Raw genomic sequence first — 19133 nt, 5'->3', positions numbered from 1 at the left:
ACTCCTATTTTAGAGAAGCGAATTCATTTGTGTGAGCATTGACCGCTCAGCTACAGCATGTGCAATTTGATCTAAAGTACGTTTTATCGTTTCTTCAATCTTTGCTGAATCACTTTCTAACATATTGATTTGTTTTTGTAACCATACTAAATCATGGTCTTCTAATTTTTTGGCATACGTAATTTTAAAGTCTTCTATTTTGTCCATATACTTATTGTCTAATTCTAAAGTATACTTTTCAATTAGTTCAAATAAGTTTTGACGCTTTTGTTCTAAATATAAAATATATTCTTCCATTGCTTTTATTTTAACATCTAATTGCTTTGCACATGTATCTAAACTTTCATAATAAGAAACAAGAATAAGTTGCTTTAATTGATTTGAAACAACATTAAACATAGAATCACCTATTTCTTTCAGATTAACCTCTATTATAAAATGTTATTAAAAATCTCGAAATGGACCTAGGAACCAACTTTCTATAGGTCCTTAGTCTTAGAAAAGAAAGTATATAGAATGAATTAGGCTGAGACATTGATCAATGTCTCAGCCTCTGTTTTTAGTCTTCTAATTTCGTTAATAATAATGGTCCATCTTTAGTAACAACTATAGTATGTTCTATTTGAGCGACAAAACTTTTATCTTTCGTCTCAAATGCCCATTCATTTTTACCATCGCCAACAATTGTAGCGTTTGATGAAATAAACGGTTCAACTGCTAAAACCATTCCTTCTTTTAGCAATTGCTTTTCTAAAGGATCAAAATAGTTCATAACATGTTGTGGTGAGTCATGTAGTGAACGACCAACACCATGGCCAGTTAAGTTTTTAATTACTTTCAAGCCATTCTTTCTTGCTGTAGAATTTACAGCTCTACCAATTTGAGATAATTTAGTGCCTGGTTTAATCTTTTTCATTGCTTCTTCAAAAGCCATTGCTGCAACATCTACTACAAGTTGTTTTTTAGGATCATCTGCTTCTCCTACAACGAAAGAAATACCTGTGTCAGCATAGTATCCATTCTTTCTTGCTGAAACATCTATATTAACTAAATCACCTTCATTGATTACACGGTTACCAGGAATACCATGCGCAACTTCTTCATTTACACTTATACATGTATAACCAGGAAAATCATATTCTGCGATAGGAGCAGATTCTGCTTCTAATTCCTCAAATCTTTCCTTCGCTATGTTATCCAACTCTTTAGTTGTAATTCCGGGTTTCGTTGCTTCTTTCAATTCATCACGAATTATTGCACAGATTCTGCCTATTTCTTTAAGGCCTTCAAGTTCTTCATTGTTTTGAATAATCATTTAAATCCCGTTCTTTCTTTTAAATTTTTTTGTCGTCTTTATTATATCAGAAAATACATGGTATACTATAAAAAAATGATTTCGGAGTTTTGTATATGAAAGAAAATTGGTTAATCAGATTTATAGGTGCAAGAATTATCAAAACAGGTTTAGCTACATTTTTAACTGCACTAATATGTATGGTTTTGAATTTAAATCCCATTTTTGCGGTTATAACATCAATTGTCACAATAGAACCTACAGCAAAAGCATCTTTAAAAAAAGCTTTTGTCCGCTTCCCAGCTTCTATATTAGGCGCATTTATAGCAGTAATCAGTACATATTTCTTCGGTGAGTCGCCATTAAGTTATTCTTTGGCTGCTACAGTAACTATATTTGTATGTTACCAACTTAAACTTATAGATGGTATGCTAGTAGCTGCTATTACAGCGGTTGCAATGGTGCCTGTTATCCATGATGCTTTTGTATATAACTTTATATCTCGTTTAGCAACAACGACAATCGGGTTAACAACAGCAGGTTTAGTAAACTTCATCATATTACCACCAAAATATATTACACAAATTGAAAACATAAATAAAAATATGGAACGTCGTATTTTAGAAATTTACATAAACAGATTAAAAGAATTACTCATTGGAGAATATGAATCCAATATATCAATGAAACAAATGACTTCATTGCAACAGTCAGCAACAAAAATAGAACAATTGATTAAATATCAAAAAGAAGAATATGATTATCACCGTACGAAAAAAGAATCTAAAGCATATATTAGAAAAGTCGAAATGGCGTATCACACAAATAGATTATTGAATTCTCATTTATTAAATCTCATTTATTTACCTGAAGAAACATTCATAACGTTTACTGAAAATGAAAGAAGAGCAATTTCTAATTTAATCATTTCTTATAAAGATTTATTAAATCATAAAGAATTTAAAAAGCAGAAAAAAGCCGCATCTATTCTTAAAAACAGCGTTAAAGGCCTCGATGAATTTGATGAAAACCAAATAAAAAGCCATATCATATACGAAATCTTAATGATAAACCGAATTATAAACGATCGTTTTTCTAATATAACGAAAAAGGGTTAAAGTAATAAAACAAAAGTCTGGGACATTGATAATGTCCCAGACTTTTGTTTTTATATTATTTTTCTTTTAACAACCTATTTATAATAGCTCGTTTTGCTGCTTCTTCAACTGAATTATCTAATTCTTCTGGACTGAATTCAATCCCTTTTCTTTCACAAGCTTTTTTCAATAAATAATCAGTAATTTCATGATTTTTTGGTAATATTGGTCCATGTAAATACGTACCTATTAAGTTTTTATAATGTATACCTTCTTTTTTATCTGTATCATTATTTCCGTACCCATTTATAACTTTACCAAGTGATGGATATTCATGATATGTACGACCACCATGGTTCTCAAAACCAACAATTTGACCAAATGTTTCAGACTCCATAACAATATCTCCAGTAAGCCTTTGTTTTTTAGATTCAGTATATATGTCTAAAATATTTAAGCCTTCAAGTCTCGTACCGTCTGGCGTTACATATTCAGAACCTAAAAATTGATAACCACCACAAATCGTTAATGTTGGCAAGCCGTCTTCGATTGCGTCTTTTAGTTGTGTTTTAATTTTCTTAAGTTGTTCAGTAGCAAGACTTTGTTCTCTGTCACTGCCTCCTCCAATAAAGAAAATATCACAATCATCCAAACTCAAACCTTCTGTATCTATAATATCTAAGACTTCTACTTTAATATTGCGCCATTTAGCACGTTGCTTTAAAGCAATAATATTACCGATATCTCCGTAAAGATTTAATTTATCTGGCATAAAATGAAATATTTTTATCGCTGACATTATACTTCCTCCTTAAACGCTCTATTTAGTACACGATGCATCGGAGATAGTGAAGTATAGTTAGGTATAGCAACAGTAAATTGAGGATACTCCATTGACATTCCAGTCGCTTTTTCAATAGACTTTTCAATGATAATGTCTGCATCTACTTCTGCATATTTTAATCTAAGTGCTAGTTCTTCAGCTCTTTGTCCCGTACATATAACTGCTTTTATATTTTGGCGTGATAACTTTTCAAAGTCCGCATCGTAAATCCAAGAAATATCTCTACCATCAGCTCCATTATCATTTAAACTGATAATGTATACTTTCTCCGAATCTATTTGTTCACCTACTGATAGACTAGCATTTAAACCAGCTGGATTTTTAGCTAAGTTAATTAATACTTCTTTATGACGATTTTTGTAATATTGCATACGGCCATTATCAGACGTATAAGATTCAAACCCGGCATTAATACTCTTATCGTTCAACCCTAATTCCCTTAAAACTGTATATGCAGCAACAACATTAAACACGTTGTAGTCTCCAGCTATTTTCATATCAAAAATAGTATCATTTATACCAGCATCGATAAATGGCTCTTGTTTAAAGGAGGAAACTTCATATTTAGGTTTTTCACGTTTAAATCCACAAACACAATCATAATGACCAATTTGATTGTAGTGAACATGTTTGTAATTTAATAATCGACCACAATTCGGGCAATATTTACTTTCAACCATGGTACTTTGTTCAAATTCATGAATGCCCGCTTTCATGCCGTAGTATATAACTTCATCACTAGCAATTTTTAATCTACTTACGAATGGATCATCAGCATTTAATAATAGTTTAATACCCCTACCTTTAATTGTATTAGCTATATTATCGACCATTGTATCAATCTCGCCAAATCTATCCATCTGGTCTCTAAAGAAGTTTGTTACGACCATCATCGTTGGTGTCATTTCTTTCAATACTCTTGGTATTGAACCTTCATCAATTTCGATAATAGCAATTTTAGTATCTTTATTAGACTGAATAACAAAGCTTGAAGTAATACCCGCTGCCATATTGGCACCTTCATTATTATGTATTATATTTATATTATTTTTCTTTAAAGTATGGCCAATTAAATTGGAAGTAGTCGTCTTACCATTTGTTCCACTTATCATTACAATTTCATCAACATCATTTGCTAACTTTCTTAATATAAGTGGATCTATCTTACGAGCGACTTGTCCCGGAAGGTCGGTACCTTGTTTTCCCATTTTTCTACTTGCAAACCTAGCAAGTTTAGCCATATTTTTCGCAACATACTTCTTCATACGTTACCTCCTTATTCTGTCATATTATTATAACACGTTCAAAAGCTTTTAAAAAAGACTTTCACTAAGTTAAAACATTGGTATACCCTTACAAATAATGTATAATAAATATATAAACAAGTTTATTATAGAAGGGAAGATTTTAAATGTTATCTAAAAATATACTAGACGCTTTAAACAATCAATTAAATCACGAGTTTTATGCAGCACACGCATATATGGCTATGGCAGCTTATTGTGCGGATAAGAGTTATGACGGTTTTGCAAACTTCTATATTCAACAAGCTAAAGAAGAACGTTTTCACGGTATGAAAATTTATAATTATATAAATGACCGTGGCGAAAAAGCTATCTTTACATCATTAGAAGCTCCAAAGACTGAATTTAATTCATTATTAGAAACATTTAAAGATGGCCTTGAACAAGAAAGAGATGTAACACGACGCTTCTATAACTTATCGGAAATCGCTAAAAATGAAAATGACTTTGCGACTATTTCGTTCTTAAATTGGTTCTTAGATGAACAAGTTGAAGAAGAATCAATGTTTGAAACACACATTGACTACTTAGAAAGAATCCAAGAAGATAATAACGCACTATTTATATATGAAAAAGAATTAGCTGCTCGTCAATTTGATGAAGATGGTGAATGATTCTTAAGATAAGTAAAGGTCTAGGACATAAATGTCCTAGACCTTTTTATATTGCAATTTTAAAGTTGAACGTTGCACGTGAATCTCGTCTTGCAACATTCGCCCTCCCCACCATCTTTATTTTTATCATTTCGAACAATTTTATTTACATTTTCATTATATATCCATATAATGACTTTCAAAGGAAGTGATTGAATGTCTTCATTTGTCGCGTTAGATTTTGAAACGGCTAACGGCAATCCTGAAAGTATTTGTTCAATAGGAATGGTTAAAGTTGTTGACCATCAAATTACTGAAGATTTTTATACTTTAGTTAATCCTAAAGATTATTTTTCTAAATTTAATATTAAAATTCATAAAATACAACCATCTGATGTGGAAAGCTCCCCTACTTTTGATGTAGTCTTCCCTTATATGATGGACTTCATAGGCGATTTACCTGTTGTCGCACACAATGCAAAATTTGATATGAATGTATTATTTAAATCGCTTATCAAATTGAATATAGAAATACCCGATATGACATATTTTTGTTCTTGTATATTAGCAAGAAAAACAGTAAATAATCATAGATACGGTTTAGCGCATATGATGTCTTATTATAATATTGATTTTAAAGGTCATCACCACGCTCTTAACGATGCAAAAGCATGTGCAATTATCACTTATAGATTGTTGCAACACTATCAAGATTTAAACAGTGTCATAAACATTTACGGTAAAACTTTATCTGACAAAAAATATGTATATAAAAAATAGGGAAACAACTTAATTAAAAGTTGCTTCCCTATTTTTTATTTTATTCTTTGTGCTGAAATTCTTTTTTAATATCTCTTTTAAGACTTGCTTTATTGACTGGTCTTTCTAATTTTCGATCTGCCCAGAATAATAATAAAGCGATAGCAACAATACCTATTAATTTAACAATATCAAAACTTCCTGTATCGATTGTACTCTTTACAAAAAGTAAAATCATTAATACTGTTATTCCGATAATAGCAAATTTAAATTTCATATCAATCTCTACTTTCTGAATAATGAATAATGAATAAATACCCGTTCAATGTGATTTCAAAACTTAATCACAATCTATATTAGGATACTAGTACTTTAACACTTTATCAAGTTTTCTACTTATAAAAAGTCATATATCGTCAAATTCCGGTATGTTTTAGACACTAAATTTCCTATTGAAACACCAATTAATCTAATTGCTGTATCTTGATCTTTAAGACTGTTATATAGTTCATATGCAATGTTATATATTTCTACTTCATCATGTACAGGGTTATTCACACTTGTTTGTTTAGACAATGTTTCAAAATTATGAGTTTTCATTTTCACCGTTATAGTACGACCTGCAAGTTCGTGCTTATCTGCTCTAACAGCTACTTCCCCACTTAAAGTACGTATTTTATTTAGTATGAAATCATCATCGTTTTGGTCTGTTTCAAAAGTAGTTTCTCTACCTATAGACTTTCTAATTCTTACTGGTTTAACAGGTGAGTTATCAATTCCTCTTACTTTATTATAAAAACTCAATCCTCTTTTCCCAAACATTTGAATGAGTTCCATTTGACTGTAATCATATAAATCTTGACCAGTATGGATGTTCAATTCTTTCATTTTTTCTTCAGTCACTTTACCTACTCCTGCAAATTTACCTATTGGTAGTGACATCAATAAGTCATGTGTGTTCTCATAATTTATAACTGTTCTACCACTCGGCTTGTTCATACCACTAGCAAGTTTTGCTAAAAATTTATTATACGAAACACCTGCCGAAGAAGTAAGTTGTGTCTTATCGTAAATGTCTCTTTGAAGATATTGAGCAATAGTAGAGGCTGATAAATCTCTGCGAACTAGTTCAGTTACATCTAAATATGCCTCATCTAAAGATAATGGTTCAACTATATCAGTATAACTTTTAAATATCTCCATAATTTCATTAGAAACTTCTCTATAATGATTAATTCTAGGCCGAACATAATAACCATCAGGACATAATTGATGGGCTCTAGCCATAGGCATCGCAGAATGTACACCATATTCTCTAGCTTCATAGCTTGCAGTCGATACAACGCCACGTCCAGAAGCTCTACCACCGATGATAACCGGTTTACCTTTTAACTTTGGATTATCCCTCACTTCTACTTGAGCAAAGAATGCATCCATATCTATATGAATGATTCGACGTTCCATCTTAAACACCTCTATAAAAAATAGGAATATGGTTTCCCAAATTCCTATATATTATAACAAAAATTGTATTAAGTTGTTGAAGATATGTTTTTCTTGTCAGTATATAAATTTATGCCTACATCAGTATCTTCGATATATTTCATTTGTTGATGATTATATAAAACTTGCACCATATAGAAATCCCCTATACAAGCTGCACCATGGAATGCAAAAATATATATAATCGAACTTAATTTCAACCATAATAGTACCAAAAGTAAACCAATACTAATAATTACAAATGGAGCTAGCGCGATGGTATAAAATTGTCTACGTGTAAATATTTCTTTTGGCATAGATGCGTAGAACATACCACTTTTGTAACCGTATTTTACTTTTTTCGATGGTTGAAAAATTTTAAAACAAATACCATGAATAAGTTCATGAATAAATATTAAAATTATTAAACCAATAACACCTACAATAATATTTCTAAGAATACCTTCTTCTTGTATATATATAAAATTCGCCATTACTTTAAAACCAATTAATACGAGTGAAAGAAATAGGACAAATTGTAATAATGCTAATCGTTTTAATATAGAAGTGCTATTGAGTAAGTCAATTTTTAACATACAATTCCTCCATCAGATTGAATCTCTTTATCCGTCCCCTCATATTATAGATTAAAAACGATATTAATTCTATTCTTAATTTAACTTATTTGTTATTATTTTAATTGGTTTAATGGTATTTTATATAGCTTATCATCATTATCAGAAGGATTACCTCTACCATCTGAATTATTACTAATGAAATACAACGTTTCTCCTTCAATCATGACATCTCGAATACGTCCGTGATCTGTAATGACCTTTTTAACTTTATCATTTTTAGTGTCAAATTCTAGAACTGCTTCGCCTCTTAAAGCTGCAGAATAGATTTTCCCATCATGGTAAGCTAAACCTGAAGGTGCCCATGTTTCATCTGCTCCAGAAGTAAATAATGGTGACACCATACCATCTTTTTCTTCATTACCTTCTATAACCGGCCAACCATAATTTTCACCTTTCTTTATGTCATTAATTTCATCATTAGCTAAGTCTCCGTGCTCGCTAGCATAAAGCTTATTATCTGAAGGCCACACAAGACCTTGTGGATTTCTATGACCATAACTATAAACATATGAATTTGAAAATGCATTATCTTTCGGTTTACTACCATCTAAATTTAATCTTAAAATCTTGCCACCTAAAGAATCTTTATCTTGTGCAATTTCATCATTTGCAGCGTCACCAGTAGTAGCATACAACTTATCATCAGGACCAATCTTCAATCGACCACCATGATGGAAATCTCCACTCGGAATTTTGTCTAATAATACTTCCTCTTCTTCCCATGAGTCACCATCTAACTTCAATTTTACAATTCTATTAAACTGCCCTTCGTTGCCTTCATACGTATAATAAGCATAAGCTTCATTGGATTCTTTAAAGTCAGGTGCCAACACAAAGCCTAATAATCCCGCTTCAGCAGCAGTTGCAATCTTCTCATCTAAGTTCACCTTTTGATCAGTCTTCTGATTACCCTCAATCTTAACAATCTTGCCAGGACGCTCAGTTAAATAAAAAGTATTATCCATCTTCTCAATAGACCAAGGTGTGTTCAAACCATTAACCACAGTCTCCATACCTTTAGATTCCTCATCATTAGACTTCTTCTCATCCGAATCACTTTGTTGTTTATTAGAATTATTTTGCTTTTCATCACTACTCTCTTCAGTCTTATTCACACTCTCCTCAGAATCATTACCACAAGCCGTTAATAAAAAACTTACAGAAATAGCACTTACCAACATTCGTTTCATAAACAACCCTCCTTAACTTATTTATACAGATGAATACGTTTACAAACAATAATATCGCTCAAAATAATAAAAAACAACCAGCTAATAAACTGGTTGTTCAATAAATTTATTTACTTAAATTCTTCTTCGTAGATCCAATTAAATATCCATTGTAAATTTATTTTTGGTTTAGGTTGAACGTCAATAATTGGCTGAACGATATCTCTAATTTTTTGCTTCGTTTCTTGTTCCATTTCGGTGCTAAGTGAGTAACTATATCCTTCTTCATCTTTATATACAGAAAAAAATTCATATTTTTTATTAAACTCATATATATATCTTTTTTCATCAAATAAATCTATATCTCCGAAACTATACATAACATACATATCAAGATCAAATTTATTACCACTATAATTTATTTTTTTAACGAGATTTTCACCTTTAACATAATCATAAACTAAAAATTTTGTTTTTGGCTTTTCAATATATTCTAAATTTTTCATTACCATTTGAACCTCAGGGTCTTTATCATGACTATGTTTTATATTCTTCGCATAATAAACAGAATAATAATCAAGGTGTGAAAATAAAAAATATTTTAAGAGGAAGAAAATAACTATACTAGGGACAATATACAAGACACTTATTTCAAATATTTTTTTAATTAATATTTTTATAAATTTCAAAGGCAATCACCTCCGATGTTAAATATTTATTGGTTTTTAAATTCATCACCATACCACCAAGTAAATATCCATTGTAAATTGATCAGGGGTTCTGTTTGTTCATCTATAACAGGTTTCACAACTGCATACATTTCTTTTTTTATTTTCTTTTCATCTATACCGTTGATAGGTTTTTCTGTAAAGTTATCGACATAGTAAGAGAATATTCTGTAATTTTCTGTAAAGTGATAGCTTTCATTTCTATATGAATATAAATAACCATTAAGTTCCCTATCCAATTCTACATTTCTGTACTCTACTGAACCCTCCTTTCCTTCCGAGACTCCTTCAATACCAACTTTGCGATATTTTTGACAGTTTCCTAATTCTATCACACAAAAATTTAAATAATCTAAACCCTTTATTTCAGGTGTATATACTTTATCTAAATTATGTAATAGCATTTCTACTTGCGGATTTCTACCTTCACTATGAGGTATATATTTAGCATAATATACAGAATTTCTTGTTAAGTTGGAATACACATAAATGGAAAGCAGACTCAAAATTACAAACGACCTCACTAAGCTTAAATAGAAAGTAAAAACTAACGATACTTTGAATTCTTTCCAAGTTTTTTTAAGCACACATATCACTTCCAAAACATTTTCTTCAAATATCTTTTTATATTCTTAAAATTAACTCTTCTATTTTTATTTCTATATTTTCTATTTGAAAATACGAATTTTCTTATATACCTTTTTACTGGTCTCAATGCTCTACGTATTGGTTTTGTTATCCTTCTTTTTATATATCTTCTTGCCGGTCTCATTACTCTACGTATTGAATTTGTTATTCTTCTTTTTATATATTTACCTATTGCTTTTATTGTTGGTTTAAGGGTTTTTGTTATTTTTTTAACTTTTGACCTATTACTTTTTATTGCTATTGGTTTTATTCTATTTTGTTTAAAAGGTTTAAGGATTTTTTTAGCTTTATTAACTATACTATTTAAGGATTTTTTTAAAGTAGCTTTTATCTGATTTTTCATAGATTTAACAATTGTGGGTCTTAAATTCTTAAGCATTTTAAGTAACTTCTCTCGATTATTTTTATTTTTAAATATTAAATATAATCCGCCTACACTGAATATAGAGCCCATAATTAAAAAACTATGTTTATCCCCTTTAATATCAGGAAATGCTATTTTAAAAGCTTCGTTATAATATTCTCTCCTTTTTTCTTTTAAATCTTTTTGACCATAATACTTTTTTATTCTTTCATTCAAAGGTAAATCTTTAAAATCTGGATGATAGTTTAAATTAAATGAATCAATATTTGTATTATTATCTTTCGAATCCAAATTTGTTAACAAGTCACCAACATGTGAGTTTAATTGAAAAAAAACATCCTTAGTTGAAATACCTTTAAAATATGTTGGAGAGTATCCAACAATATGTTTTAGAATTTCTTTATACCAACTACTTTTTTCTACTGTTGACAATGTAGCACCCAAGTGTGGAAAATCTATAGGGTAATCACCATGATTATGCATAACATCAAAGAGATCATCACTTTTCTTTCTTTGCCCACTTTCTTTATTTATTATCATGACAAATTTATCTGAACTTTTCAGATTTACTTTTACTTTTACAAAATCATTAACAAAATTTTGTAATGTATCATTATGGTATACTCTATAAGAGATGGCATTTGCAACTTCATGGTTTATTTTATTAATATCTCCGTTAAATTTTTTTCTTGCTATCCTCGCTATATTGTCAATATATTCTATAAATTTCTTTTTTTCTCTACCTTTTAATCCTGTATTTATTGCGAACCAATCTATGTCATTTTTTCTAGGAATGAATATATTTTTATTCTCCTTAAAATTTTTTCTAACTATACTTAAAGAATAGTTCTCTTTTTCATTATGTTTGATCCTAGTATTTAAAGTGCTTTTTTGAGTTTTATAGATTATATAATTACTATTAATTGAGATACTTTTATTTTCTATGTTTTTTGGTTGATAAGAAATATTCGCCTGAGGTTTTATATATTTTTGAGGCTTTTTTGACTTTGAGCTATTTCGAGGTTTATTGCTAACTCTAGTTGCATTAAAATTTTTAGAATTGTTTTTGAGTGCTACTGTATATTTACTTTTATTAGTCATTCTTGGTATATTTTTCTTTATATCTAAGTTTTTAGGCAATGCTTTAAAATGTTTTTTCTTACTTAAATTTTTATTTTTTTTAATTGCAAGTTTTTCATTAAAAATTTTAGCATGTTTATAAATAAAGTTATGAACATTGTCTTTTTCTATTACTTTATTATAATTTTCAGGTTTCATAAATCCTTTAATCAAGGGTGGAGTGTAATTTAAGTGAGTTCCTACCTTCTCAATCCGGGTTATTGATTTTTTTAATTTTTCACCCTTTTCATCAATAAAATTATAAATAATTCTAGGAACCTTGTTAAAGTATATATTTACAATCGGATTATTTTTATTACCAAAATTGATAGTATGATGTATTTTTGTGAAATTATTTATTTTAGGTACATTTATTTTATACACTTTATCTGTATACCCATAATAAACTTCAGGTTTTTTAAGATTCTTACCTTTTATATCTAAATAATTTACATCGATTTTTTGTTTTATTCTTGTATCTATTTTAACTTGTAAACTACTGCCGAAAATATCATATCTAACTGCAACTGCATGATTGTAAGAACTTTTTCTTCTATTTGGGGCAGGTGAATAAAATGTATAGTTAAAATTCGAAAGAAATCCTGCACCTAGATATCCACCGTGTGGCAAGTCTACTGAACCATTTAAACCAACAACCCTTGGAGTAGCATCGTAGATTACATTATCACTAACCTTAAGATTCGATTCCTTAGGTATTATCTGTACAAGGTTCGCTAAATCACTTTTTACACCTTGAGCTGCGTCTATATCTGTGGAAATAAAACTCAATAAAACTGGATTTTCTTCAAAAGTTCCATGTTTTACTATTTGATAAAAAAGACTAAGTTTATTAGCTTCATTATAAAGAGTAACGATTGAATTACCACTAGTATTTGGTATTAACTGTTCTCCTGTAAAAGCTAATCCCTTTACGCGACCGTTATTACTATAACCAGAATTCTTTTTCCATTCTTTATTATCAGAATCTTTAACAGTCCATAATAAATCTAAGTTTATTCCTGATTTTGTTTTGCCTACAAAATTTATCCTTCCTTTATCACCATTATTCATACTATACGCTTTTACTGGTTTGATAGGTGTATTTTGAAAGCCAAAGGTGTCTATATCATTAATTTCTCCCCTTTCTTCTCCTTTAATAATATCTACATGCGTTTTATCTGACCAATGTAACCCTTCTTTTGTAAGAATATTATCATCAGTAATGTTTTCACCAGTTACTTTTATTTTTATATTGTCAAAGTAAGCAACTCCTGTTTTGCTATTATCTTCTTCTCCTTCAACCTCAGTATTTGTTATAATTGGTTCAGTATTTTCAGATATTAAATCGGTTTCAATACTTGGAGAAATAGGTTTCTGGTCAGTGGAGTTATTATTATAAATAATTATAGTATCCGTTTTATCTTCTACCTTAATTGCTTGCAATTCTGTTTTTATACTTCCATTCTTATCAAGATTGTTTTCATTAGTTTCTGCATATGTCTTTGATTGTGTAATTATTAGAATAATAATTACGATTAAACAAAAACTTATTTTCTTAAATGCTTTCATATTTCATCTTCACTTATTCAATTGTTTTCATAGTATCTATATCATCACCCTCTTTATTTTGTTTCTTCCTTGTAATTAAAATAATTTTCACTCAATATATCAAATAGCCATTGTAGATTGATTATAGGATCAGGTTGATAATCAATAATTGGAAATACAACATGTTTAATTTCTTTTTTAACTTCATTAACATTCACTCTATTTAATGGAACTGATTTATGTTCGCTATCTGATGCTTCAACTAAATCAAATTTCAAATTGAAAGTATATGTATATTTCTTAGAATCTATATAAGTATAACTATTACCCGTTAAAGAAATACCAGGAGAATTTTCTATATTGTCATTACGTATAATATTAATAATCTTATTACTACAAATTAAGCCTTCAATGTTTGGTGTATCATACCGCCCCAACATCAATATTGCTAATTCAACGTCTGGCATTCTTCCTTCTCCATGAGGCGTATATTTACCATAATACACTGAATTTGTAATTAAATTAAAAATTATTAATATACATATAATACTTAAAACTATCAACTTTCTAATAAGTGAGAAAATTATGACAATTGTTATCCACATTTTATTTTTGCTCATTTATACCCCCTGCTTTCGACTCTTTAAGTTTATAATTATATCCATTTTTTATTATTTATATAATATATAATTTAAAAATAGAATTCAAGATTTTATATGTAAAATTTTAGATAAATATATTAAAAAAACAACCAGCTAATAAACTGGTTGTTCAATAAATTTATTTACTTAAATTCTTCTAACCTGTGAAGTTGTCTTCCTTCGTCATCAAAATTCTCTTCTGCCAACCATTTATTAAATGCTTGTTTATGCTTCGGCCATTCCTCTATTAACATGGAAAACCAACATGTGTCTCTTGAGCGATTTTTATAGACTACAGCGTTTCTGAAAGTCCCTTCATACTGAAATCCTAAACGCAATGCAGTTTTATAGGAGTTAGCATTTAAAGAATCACATTTCCATTCGTAGCGTCTGTATTGAAGTTCTTCGAATACATATTTAGCTAATAAATAGTGTGCTTCTGTAGACATTCTTGTTCTTTTTAATGAATCTGAAAAGTTAACATGTCCTTCTTCGACTACTCCATTTGCTTGATCAACTCTCATTAAACTAAATATTCCTAGAGCTTTGTTTGTCTCTTTATTTATTACCGCATAGAAGATAATTGTCGTGCTTTCAATCTTTTCGTTTAACTCTTCTTCAAAAGATTCATAGTCTTGAGGATACTCATATGGTAAGTAAGTCCAATTACTAGGATGAGAATCTCTATATGCATTATAGAGGTCTTTAGTGTGTGAATGAGATAACCGAGTAATAATAGTATACTTACCGACATAATGTATATCAGTAGGAAACTTTCTTGGCTGCCAGTTAGGTAACTCTTCACCAATTGGTAGGTTGTATTCGTTAATTCTCTGTTTCATTTAATCACCCCATTACTTATTTATTCACTTATTTTCTCTATTAAAGCGACTGTTTCTACATGTGTTGTGTGTGGGAACATATCTACAGGAGTTATTTCTTTTAGTTGATAGCCGCTTCCTTTTAAGATTTCTACATCTCTTACTTGTGTTGCTGGATTACATGATATATACACAATACGGTTTGGTGACAATTCAATTAGTGTTTCTATGAATGTTTGATCGCACCCTTTTCTTGGTGGATCGACCATAACGACTTCTGGCTTAATACCTTCTTTTTGCCATTTTAATATAACTTCTTCTGCTTTTCCTGCTTCCCATGTCGCATTCTCTATATGATTGATTTTCGCATTTTCTTTTGCGTTTTCTATAGCTTGTTCTACTATTTCTACACCATATACGTGTTTAGCTTTTTGTGACATATATGACCCTATTGTGCCAATTCCACAATATGCATCAATTACTGTTTCTTCACCGTTTAATTGTGCGTATTCTAATGCTTTGCTGTATAGTTTTTCGGTTTGAGTTGGATTAATTTGATAGAAAGATGTATCTGATATTTTAAATTGATATTCTGCTAGTTGATCTGTAATTGTATCTTTTCCATAAAGTGTATAAGATGTTCTTCCCATTATAACGTTTGATTTTTCTCGGTTCACATTGTGTTTAATACTAACTACATTATCAAATTCTGAAGTAATAAATTCTATGATTTTATTTTTATGACTTAATTGTTTACTGTTTGTTACAAAAATAACCATAGTTTCCCCAGTATAATAACCTGTTCTTAAGATGATATGTCTTAATTCACCTTTATGCTTATGTTCGTTATAAATACTTAAATTCAAATCTTCTATTAATCGCTTTATTTTAACCATAATTGTGTCATGCTTCTTATCTTGTATCATGCAGTGATCGATATTTACAATATCATGGCTTCTTTGTCTATAAAATCCTAATTCAATTTCACCATGTTTATTTTTCCCGACTGGTATTTGAGATTTATTACGGTAATGCCAAGGGTTCTCCATACCTATTGTGTCATGTATAACGGTATCTTCAAAATTCGATTTACGCTTGAATAAATTGACGACTTGTTCTTTTTTCATTTGTAATTGGGCTTCGTAGCTTAAATGTTGTAATTGACACCCACCACAAACTTTATAATATTCACAAGGTGGTTCAACTCTTTCATTTGATGTTTCTTTTATAGTTAACAGTTTACCAATAGCAAATTGCTTTTTTACTTTTATAACTCTGAATTCTATTTCTTCATCTTTAATTGCATTTGGTACAAATATTGGGTATCTATCAAATTTTACAACGCCATGACCTTCATGTGTAAAATCTATAACTTGTCCCGTATACACTTCGTTTTTATTTACTATACTTGCCATAATTTCTCCTTCTTTCACGTACAACATAGAAAAAAGGGACAGTTAAATGTCCCTATGTATTTATTCTTCAGTTTGCTCTTCGTGAAGTCTTTCTCTTTCTCGTTCTACAGTTTCAATACCATGTTCTGCTTTCACACGTTCTAATTTAGAAAATACTTGTATATGTCTTTTTAAATTCACAAAATTGGCTGGTAGAACGCCACCAAATTCACCATCTACATTCAACTGTATTTGTTCAAATGATGATACGTTAATCGTTTTTGCTTTTGTATAATGTACTTTCGGGTGGTTAATATGATCGCCTCTAGAAGCTAATGTCATAATATGACCAAGTTCAGCAAAATTAACTTTCTCTAATATTAATAAAGTGAAATTACCATCATTGATTTCAGCATCTGGTACTAATTTTTCAAAACCACCAATTGAATTTGTTAAACCTATTAAAAACATCATGGCTTCACCTTGAAAAACATTACCATCATATTCAATTCGAATATCTGTTGATTTAATTTGTGGTAACATTTCTAAACCTTTGATGTAATAAGCTAATGGTCCTACCATAGTCTTTAATTTGCTTGGTGCTTCATATGATACTTCGGTGATTTTACCACCACCAGCAATATTTATAAAGTAGCGATTGTTCATTTTACCAACATCTACTGGCACGAGATCACCTTTAATGATCGTATCTACAGCTTCCATAATATCATTAGGTATAAGCAATGCTCTTCCAAAGTCATTTACCGTCCCCATTGGAATTAAACCTAATTTAGGTCGATTAGTTGCTTCAGCGATACCATTGATAACTTCATTAAGAGTACCATCTCCACCAGCTGCTATAATAACATCATAATCATGTTTCAAAGCTTCTTTAGCAGCATATGTAGCATCTCCAGCACTCGTTGTAGCATGAGCGCTTGTTTCGTATCCAGCTTGTTCTAATTTAATCAACACGTCTGGTAGTGCTCTCTTAAATAACTCTCTACCTGATGTTGGATTATAAATGATTCTAGCTCTTTTTTTCATTGTGATCCCTCTTGTATATTCTTATATCTTTATATTATAGCAAATGATACATATTAGAAAGTAAAATATATTAACGTTTTGTGTACTATAAATATTTTTATATTTCATTTTAATTGATTCCACAAAGTATTGAGTAATAACAAAGGTTATACCAAAGAAAAAAATGGGTCTGAGACAATTAATTATGTCTCATACCCATATATTTATCTTTTATCTTTTTTCTAATTCTGATTTTAGTAATTGGTTAACAACTTGAGGGTTCGCTTGTCCTTTTGAAATTTTCATAATTTGACCAACTAAGAAGCCCATTGCTTTGCCTTTACCATTTTTAAAGTCTTCTACTGATTGTGGATTATTGTCTAAAGCTTCAGTAACAAATCCTAATAGTGTTTCTTCATCTGAAATTTGAACAAGACCTTTATCTTTCATAATTTGTTGAGCGTCGCCGCCATTTTTAGCCAATTCAGGGAACACTTTTTTCGCAATTTTACTACTCATTGTTCCATCTTCAATTAACTTAATCATTCCAGCTAAGTTTTCTGGTGTTAATGCAGTATCTTGTAAATCGATTTGATTTTTATTTAAATATTCATTAACGCCACCCATTAACCAGTTTGAAGTCAATTTAACGTCTGCTCCATGCTCAATCGCTTCTTCGAAGAAATCAGACATTTCTTTAGTTAATGTTAATACGTGAGCATCGTATGCTGGTAAACCTAAGTCATTTACATAACGCTCTTTACGAACGTCTGGTAAGTCAGGAATTGTTTGTCTTACACGTTCTTTCCATTCATCATCAACATAAAGTGGCACTAAATCTGGTTCTGGGAAGTAACGATAGTCATCTGAACCTTCTTTAATACGCATTAAGATTGTTTCGCCAGTAGCTTCGTTAAAGCGACGAGTTTCTTGTAGAATTTCTCCACCTGCTAATAACACTTCAGCTTGACGTTTTTCTTCATGTTCTAAACCTTTACGAACATAGTTGAAAGAGTTTAAGTTTTTCAATTCTGCTTTAGTACCAAACTCTTCTTGACCGTATGGACGTAATGAAATGTTAGCGTCACAACGAAGTGACCCTTCTTCCATTTTACAATCTGATACGCCAGTGTATTGGATAATAGCACGTAATTTTTCTAAGTAAGCATACGCTTCTTTAGGTGAGCGAATATCTGGTTCAGATACGATTTCAATTAATGGCGTTCCTTGTCTGTTTAAGTCGACTAAAGAATAACCATCTTTATGAGTAAGTTTACCCGCATCTTCTTCCATGTGTAAACGTGTGATACCAATACGTTTTGTTTCGCCGTCAACTTCTATATCAATCCAACCATTTTCACCAATTGGTTGATCAAATTGTGAAATTTGGTACGCTTTCGGATTATCTGGATAGAAATAGTTCTTTCTATCAAATTTTGATTCTGTAGCAATATCCATGTTTAATGCCATTGCTGCACGCATAGCCCAATCTACAGCAGTTTTGTTTACTACTGGTAGAACACCTGGATATGATAAATCTATTACATTTGTGTTTGTATTCGGTTCAGCACCAAAATGAGCTGGTGATGGTGAAAACATTTTTGATTCTGTTTTTAATTCGACGTGTACTTCTAAGCCGATTATTGTTTCAAAATGCATTCAGA

The 19133-nt window shown here is 30.2% G+C and carries 19 protein-coding genes; 3 read left to right on the top strand and 16 right to left on the bottom strand.

The genetic code is table 11. The annotated features are described in order from the left end of the window. Nucleotides 1-9 precede the first annotated feature (9 nt). Together ACO6VN_RS14480 and map are read right to left on the bottom strand one after the other, a co-directional pair. Nucleotides 10-399 (bottom strand): hypothetical protein, encoded by a 390-nt coding sequence (locus ACO6VN_RS14480; protein ID WP_016999035.1) that lies wholly within the window; start codon nucleotides 397-399, stop codon nucleotides 10-12. Nucleotides 400-559: 160 nt separating this feature from the next. Beyond that, nucleotides 560-1315, bottom strand: a complete 756-nt coding sequence (gene map, locus ACO6VN_RS14475; RefSeq protein WP_016999036.1) for a type I methionyl aminopeptidase — start codon at nucleotides 1313-1315, stop codon at nucleotides 560-562. A gap of 95 nt (nucleotides 1316-1410) precedes the next feature. Here map and ACO6VN_RS14470 point away from each other — a divergent pair, with 95 nt between their 5' ends. Next, nucleotides 1411-2412, top strand: coding sequence for an FUSC family protein (locus ACO6VN_RS14470; protein WP_016999037.1), 1002 nt, complete (start codon nucleotides 1411-1413; stop codon nucleotides 2410-2412). 55 nt (nucleotides 2413-2467) lie between these two features. Here the strand turns inward: ACO6VN_RS14470 and ACO6VN_RS14465 are convergent, their stop codons facing one another. Beyond that, nucleotides 2468-3190, bottom strand: coding sequence for a type 1 glutamine amidotransferase (locus tag ACO6VN_RS14465; RefSeq protein ID WP_422404823.1), 723 nt, complete (start codon nucleotides 3188-3190; stop codon nucleotides 2468-2470). After that, nucleotides 3190-4500 (bottom strand): Mur ligase family protein, encoded by a 1311-nt coding sequence (locus ACO6VN_RS14460; RefSeq protein ID WP_064211568.1) that lies wholly within the window; start codon nucleotides 4498-4500, stop codon nucleotides 3190-3192. Before ACO6VN_RS14460 ends, ACO6VN_RS14465 begins: the two co-directional genes overlap by 1 nt. Nucleotides 4501-4646: 146 nt before the next feature. Between ACO6VN_RS14460 and ACO6VN_RS14455 the strand changes: the two genes are divergently transcribed. Beyond that, nucleotides 4647-5153: a ferritin gene (locus ACO6VN_RS14455; protein WP_016999039.1), complete on the top strand. Its 507-nt coding sequence runs from the start codon at nucleotides 4647-4649 to the stop codon at nucleotides 5151-5153. A gap of 195 nt (nucleotides 5154-5348) precedes the next feature. Further along, nucleotides 5349-5912: a 3'-5' exonuclease gene (locus ACO6VN_RS14450; RefSeq protein ID WP_016999040.1), complete on the top strand. Its 564-nt coding sequence runs from the start codon at nucleotides 5349-5351 to the stop codon at nucleotides 5910-5912. A 40-nt stretch (nucleotides 5913-5952) separates the two neighbouring features. Here the strand turns inward: ACO6VN_RS14450 and ACO6VN_RS14445 are convergent, their stop codons facing one another. The 12 genes from ACO6VN_RS14445 to gatB all read right to left on the bottom strand — a co-directional run bounded on the left by ACO6VN_RS14445 (nucleotide 5953) and on the right by gatB (nucleotide 19128). Beyond that, nucleotides 5953-6168: a hypothetical protein gene (locus tag ACO6VN_RS14445; protein WP_016999041.1), complete on the bottom strand. Its 216-nt coding sequence runs from the start codon at nucleotides 6166-6168 to the stop codon at nucleotides 5953-5955. Between the two features lie 119 nt (nucleotides 6169-6287). Next, nucleotides 6288-7355, bottom strand: coding sequence for a DNA polymerase IV (gene dinB, locus ACO6VN_RS14440; RefSeq protein WP_016999042.1), 1068 nt, complete (start codon nucleotides 7353-7355; stop codon nucleotides 6288-6290). A gap of 68 nt (nucleotides 7356-7423) precedes the next feature. After that, nucleotides 7424-7969: a DUF3267 domain-containing protein gene (locus ACO6VN_RS14435; protein WP_016999043.1), complete on the bottom strand. Its 546-nt coding sequence runs from the start codon at nucleotides 7967-7969 to the stop codon at nucleotides 7424-7426. A gap of 95 nt (nucleotides 7970-8064) precedes the next feature. Then, on the bottom strand, nucleotides 8065-9201 hold the full coding sequence (locus ACO6VN_RS14430; RefSeq protein WP_422404822.1) for a PQQ-dependent sugar dehydrogenase: 1137 nt from the start codon (nucleotides 9199-9201) through the stop codon (nucleotides 8065-8067). A gap of 110 nt (nucleotides 9202-9311) precedes the next feature. Then, nucleotides 9312-9869, bottom strand: coding sequence for a hypothetical protein (locus ACO6VN_RS14425; protein WP_064211566.1), 558 nt, complete (start codon nucleotides 9867-9869; stop codon nucleotides 9312-9314). Nucleotides 9870-9895: 26 nt separating this feature from the next. After that, nucleotides 9896-10510 carry a hypothetical protein gene (locus ACO6VN_RS14420; protein WP_422404821.1) on the bottom strand — a complete coding sequence of 205 codons (615 nt, stop codon included), beginning with the start codon at nucleotides 10508-10510 and terminating at the stop codon, nucleotides 9896-9898. Beyond that, nucleotides 10501-13608 carry a hypothetical protein gene (locus tag ACO6VN_RS14415; protein WP_422404820.1) on the bottom strand — a complete coding sequence of 1036 codons (3108 nt, stop codon included), beginning with the start codon at nucleotides 13606-13608 and terminating at the stop codon, nucleotides 10501-10503. The genes ACO6VN_RS14420 and ACO6VN_RS14415 overlap by 10 nt, the downstream gene beginning before the upstream one ends. Before the next feature lie 53 nt (nucleotides 13609-13661). Next, on the bottom strand, nucleotides 13662-14207 hold the full coding sequence (locus ACO6VN_RS14410; protein ID WP_064211560.1) for a hypothetical protein: 546 nt from the start codon (nucleotides 14205-14207) through the stop codon (nucleotides 13662-13664). A gap of 164 nt (nucleotides 14208-14371) precedes the next feature. Further along, nucleotides 14372-15070, bottom strand: coding sequence for a GNAT family N-acetyltransferase (locus tag ACO6VN_RS14405; protein ID WP_064211559.1), 699 nt, complete (start codon nucleotides 15068-15070; stop codon nucleotides 14372-14374). A gap of 20 nt (nucleotides 15071-15090) precedes the next feature. Then, nucleotides 15091-16464 (bottom strand): 23S rRNA (uracil(1939)-C(5))-methyltransferase RlmD, encoded by a 1374-nt coding sequence (gene rlmD / locus ACO6VN_RS14400; protein WP_422404819.1) that lies wholly within the window; start codon nucleotides 16462-16464, stop codon nucleotides 15091-15093. Nucleotides 16465-16524: 60 nt separating this feature from the next. Beyond that, complete coding sequence (locus ACO6VN_RS14395; protein ID WP_016999051.1) at nucleotides 16525-17490, bottom strand: diacylglycerol kinase; 966 nt, start codon at nucleotides 17488-17490, stop codon at nucleotides 16525-16527. A 210-nt stretch (nucleotides 17491-17700) separates the two neighbouring features. Next, nucleotides 17701-19128 carry an Asp-tRNA(Asn)/Glu-tRNA(Gln) amidotransferase subunit GatB gene (gatB, locus tag ACO6VN_RS14390; protein WP_064204894.1) on the bottom strand — a complete coding sequence of 476 codons (1428 nt, stop codon included), beginning with the start codon at nucleotides 19126-19128 and terminating at the stop codon, nucleotides 17701-17703. Nucleotides 19129-19133: the final 5 nt, after the last annotated feature.

This window comes from Mammaliicoccus sp. JADD-157, from assembly GCF_049310805.1.
Classification (GTDB): domain Bacteria; phylum Bacillota; class Bacilli; order Staphylococcales; family Staphylococcaceae; genus Mammaliicoccus; species Mammaliicoccus lentus.
The sequence above is the reverse complement of the archived record's forward strand: the minus strand, read 5'-3'. Positions and strand labels throughout refer to the sequence as shown.

Excerpts from the sequence above, each read along its gene's own strand:
- ACO6VN_RS14450 (WP_016999040.1), top strand. The coding sequence starts at position 5,349 with ATGTCTTCATTTGTCGCGTTAGATTTTGAAACGGCTAACGGCAATCCT.
- ACO6VN_RS14415 (WP_422404820.1), bottom strand. The coding sequence starts at position 13,608 with ATGAAAGCATTTAAGAAAATAAGTTTTTGTTTAATCGTAATTATTATT.
- ACO6VN_RS14445 (WP_016999041.1), bottom strand. The coding sequence starts at position 6,168 with ATGAAATTTAAATTTGCTATTATCGGAATAACAGTATTAATGATTTTA.
- ACO6VN_RS14455 (WP_016999039.1), top strand. The coding sequence starts at position 4,647 with ATGTTATCTAAAAATATACTAGACGCTTTAAACAATCAATTAAATCAC.
- ACO6VN_RS14460 (WP_064211568.1), bottom strand. The coding sequence starts at position 4,500 with ATGAAGAAGTATGTTGCGAAAAATATGGCTAAACTTGCTAGGTTTGCA.
- ACO6VN_RS14430 (WP_422404822.1), bottom strand. The coding sequence starts at position 9,201 with ATGAAACGAATGTTGGTAAGTGCTATTTCTGTAAGTTTTTTATTAACG.
- ACO6VN_RS14410 (WP_064211560.1), bottom strand. The coding sequence starts at position 14,207 with ATGAGCAAAAATAAAATGTGGATAACAATTGTCATAATTTTCTCACTT.
- ACO6VN_RS14435 (WP_016999043.1), bottom strand. The coding sequence starts at position 7,969 with ATGTTAAAAATTGACTTACTCAATAGCACTTCTATATTAAAACGATTA.
- gatB (WP_064204894.1), bottom strand. The coding sequence starts at position 19,128 with ATGCATTTTGAAACAATAATCGGCTTAGAAGTACACGTCGAATTAAAA.
- rlmD (WP_422404819.1), bottom strand. The coding sequence starts at position 16,464 with ATGGCAAGTATAGTAAATAAAAACGAAGTGTATACGGGACAAGTTATA.
- map (WP_016999036.1), bottom strand. The coding sequence starts at position 1,315 with ATGATTATTCAAAACAATGAAGAACTTGAAGGCCTTAAAGAAATAGGC.
- ACO6VN_RS14395 (WP_016999051.1), bottom strand. The coding sequence starts at position 17,490 with ATGAAAAAAAGAGCTAGAATCATTTATAATCCAACATCAGGTAGAGAG.
- ACO6VN_RS14470 (WP_016999037.1), top strand. The coding sequence starts at position 1,411 with ATGAAAGAAAATTGGTTAATCAGATTTATAGGTGCAAGAATTATCAAA.
- dinB (WP_016999042.1), bottom strand. The coding sequence starts at position 7,355 with ATGGAACGTCGAATCATTCATATAGATATGGATGCATTCTTTGCTCAA.
- ACO6VN_RS14480 (WP_016999035.1), bottom strand. The coding sequence starts at position 399 with ATGTTTAATGTTGTTTCAAATCAATTAAAGCAACTTATTCTTGTTTCT.
- ACO6VN_RS14405 (WP_064211559.1), bottom strand. The coding sequence starts at position 15,070 with ATGAAACAGAGAATTAACGAATACAACCTACCAATTGGTGAAGAGTTA.
- ACO6VN_RS14465 (WP_422404823.1), bottom strand. The coding sequence starts at position 3,190 with ATGTCAGCGATAAAAATATTTCATTTTATGCCAGATAAATTAAATCTT.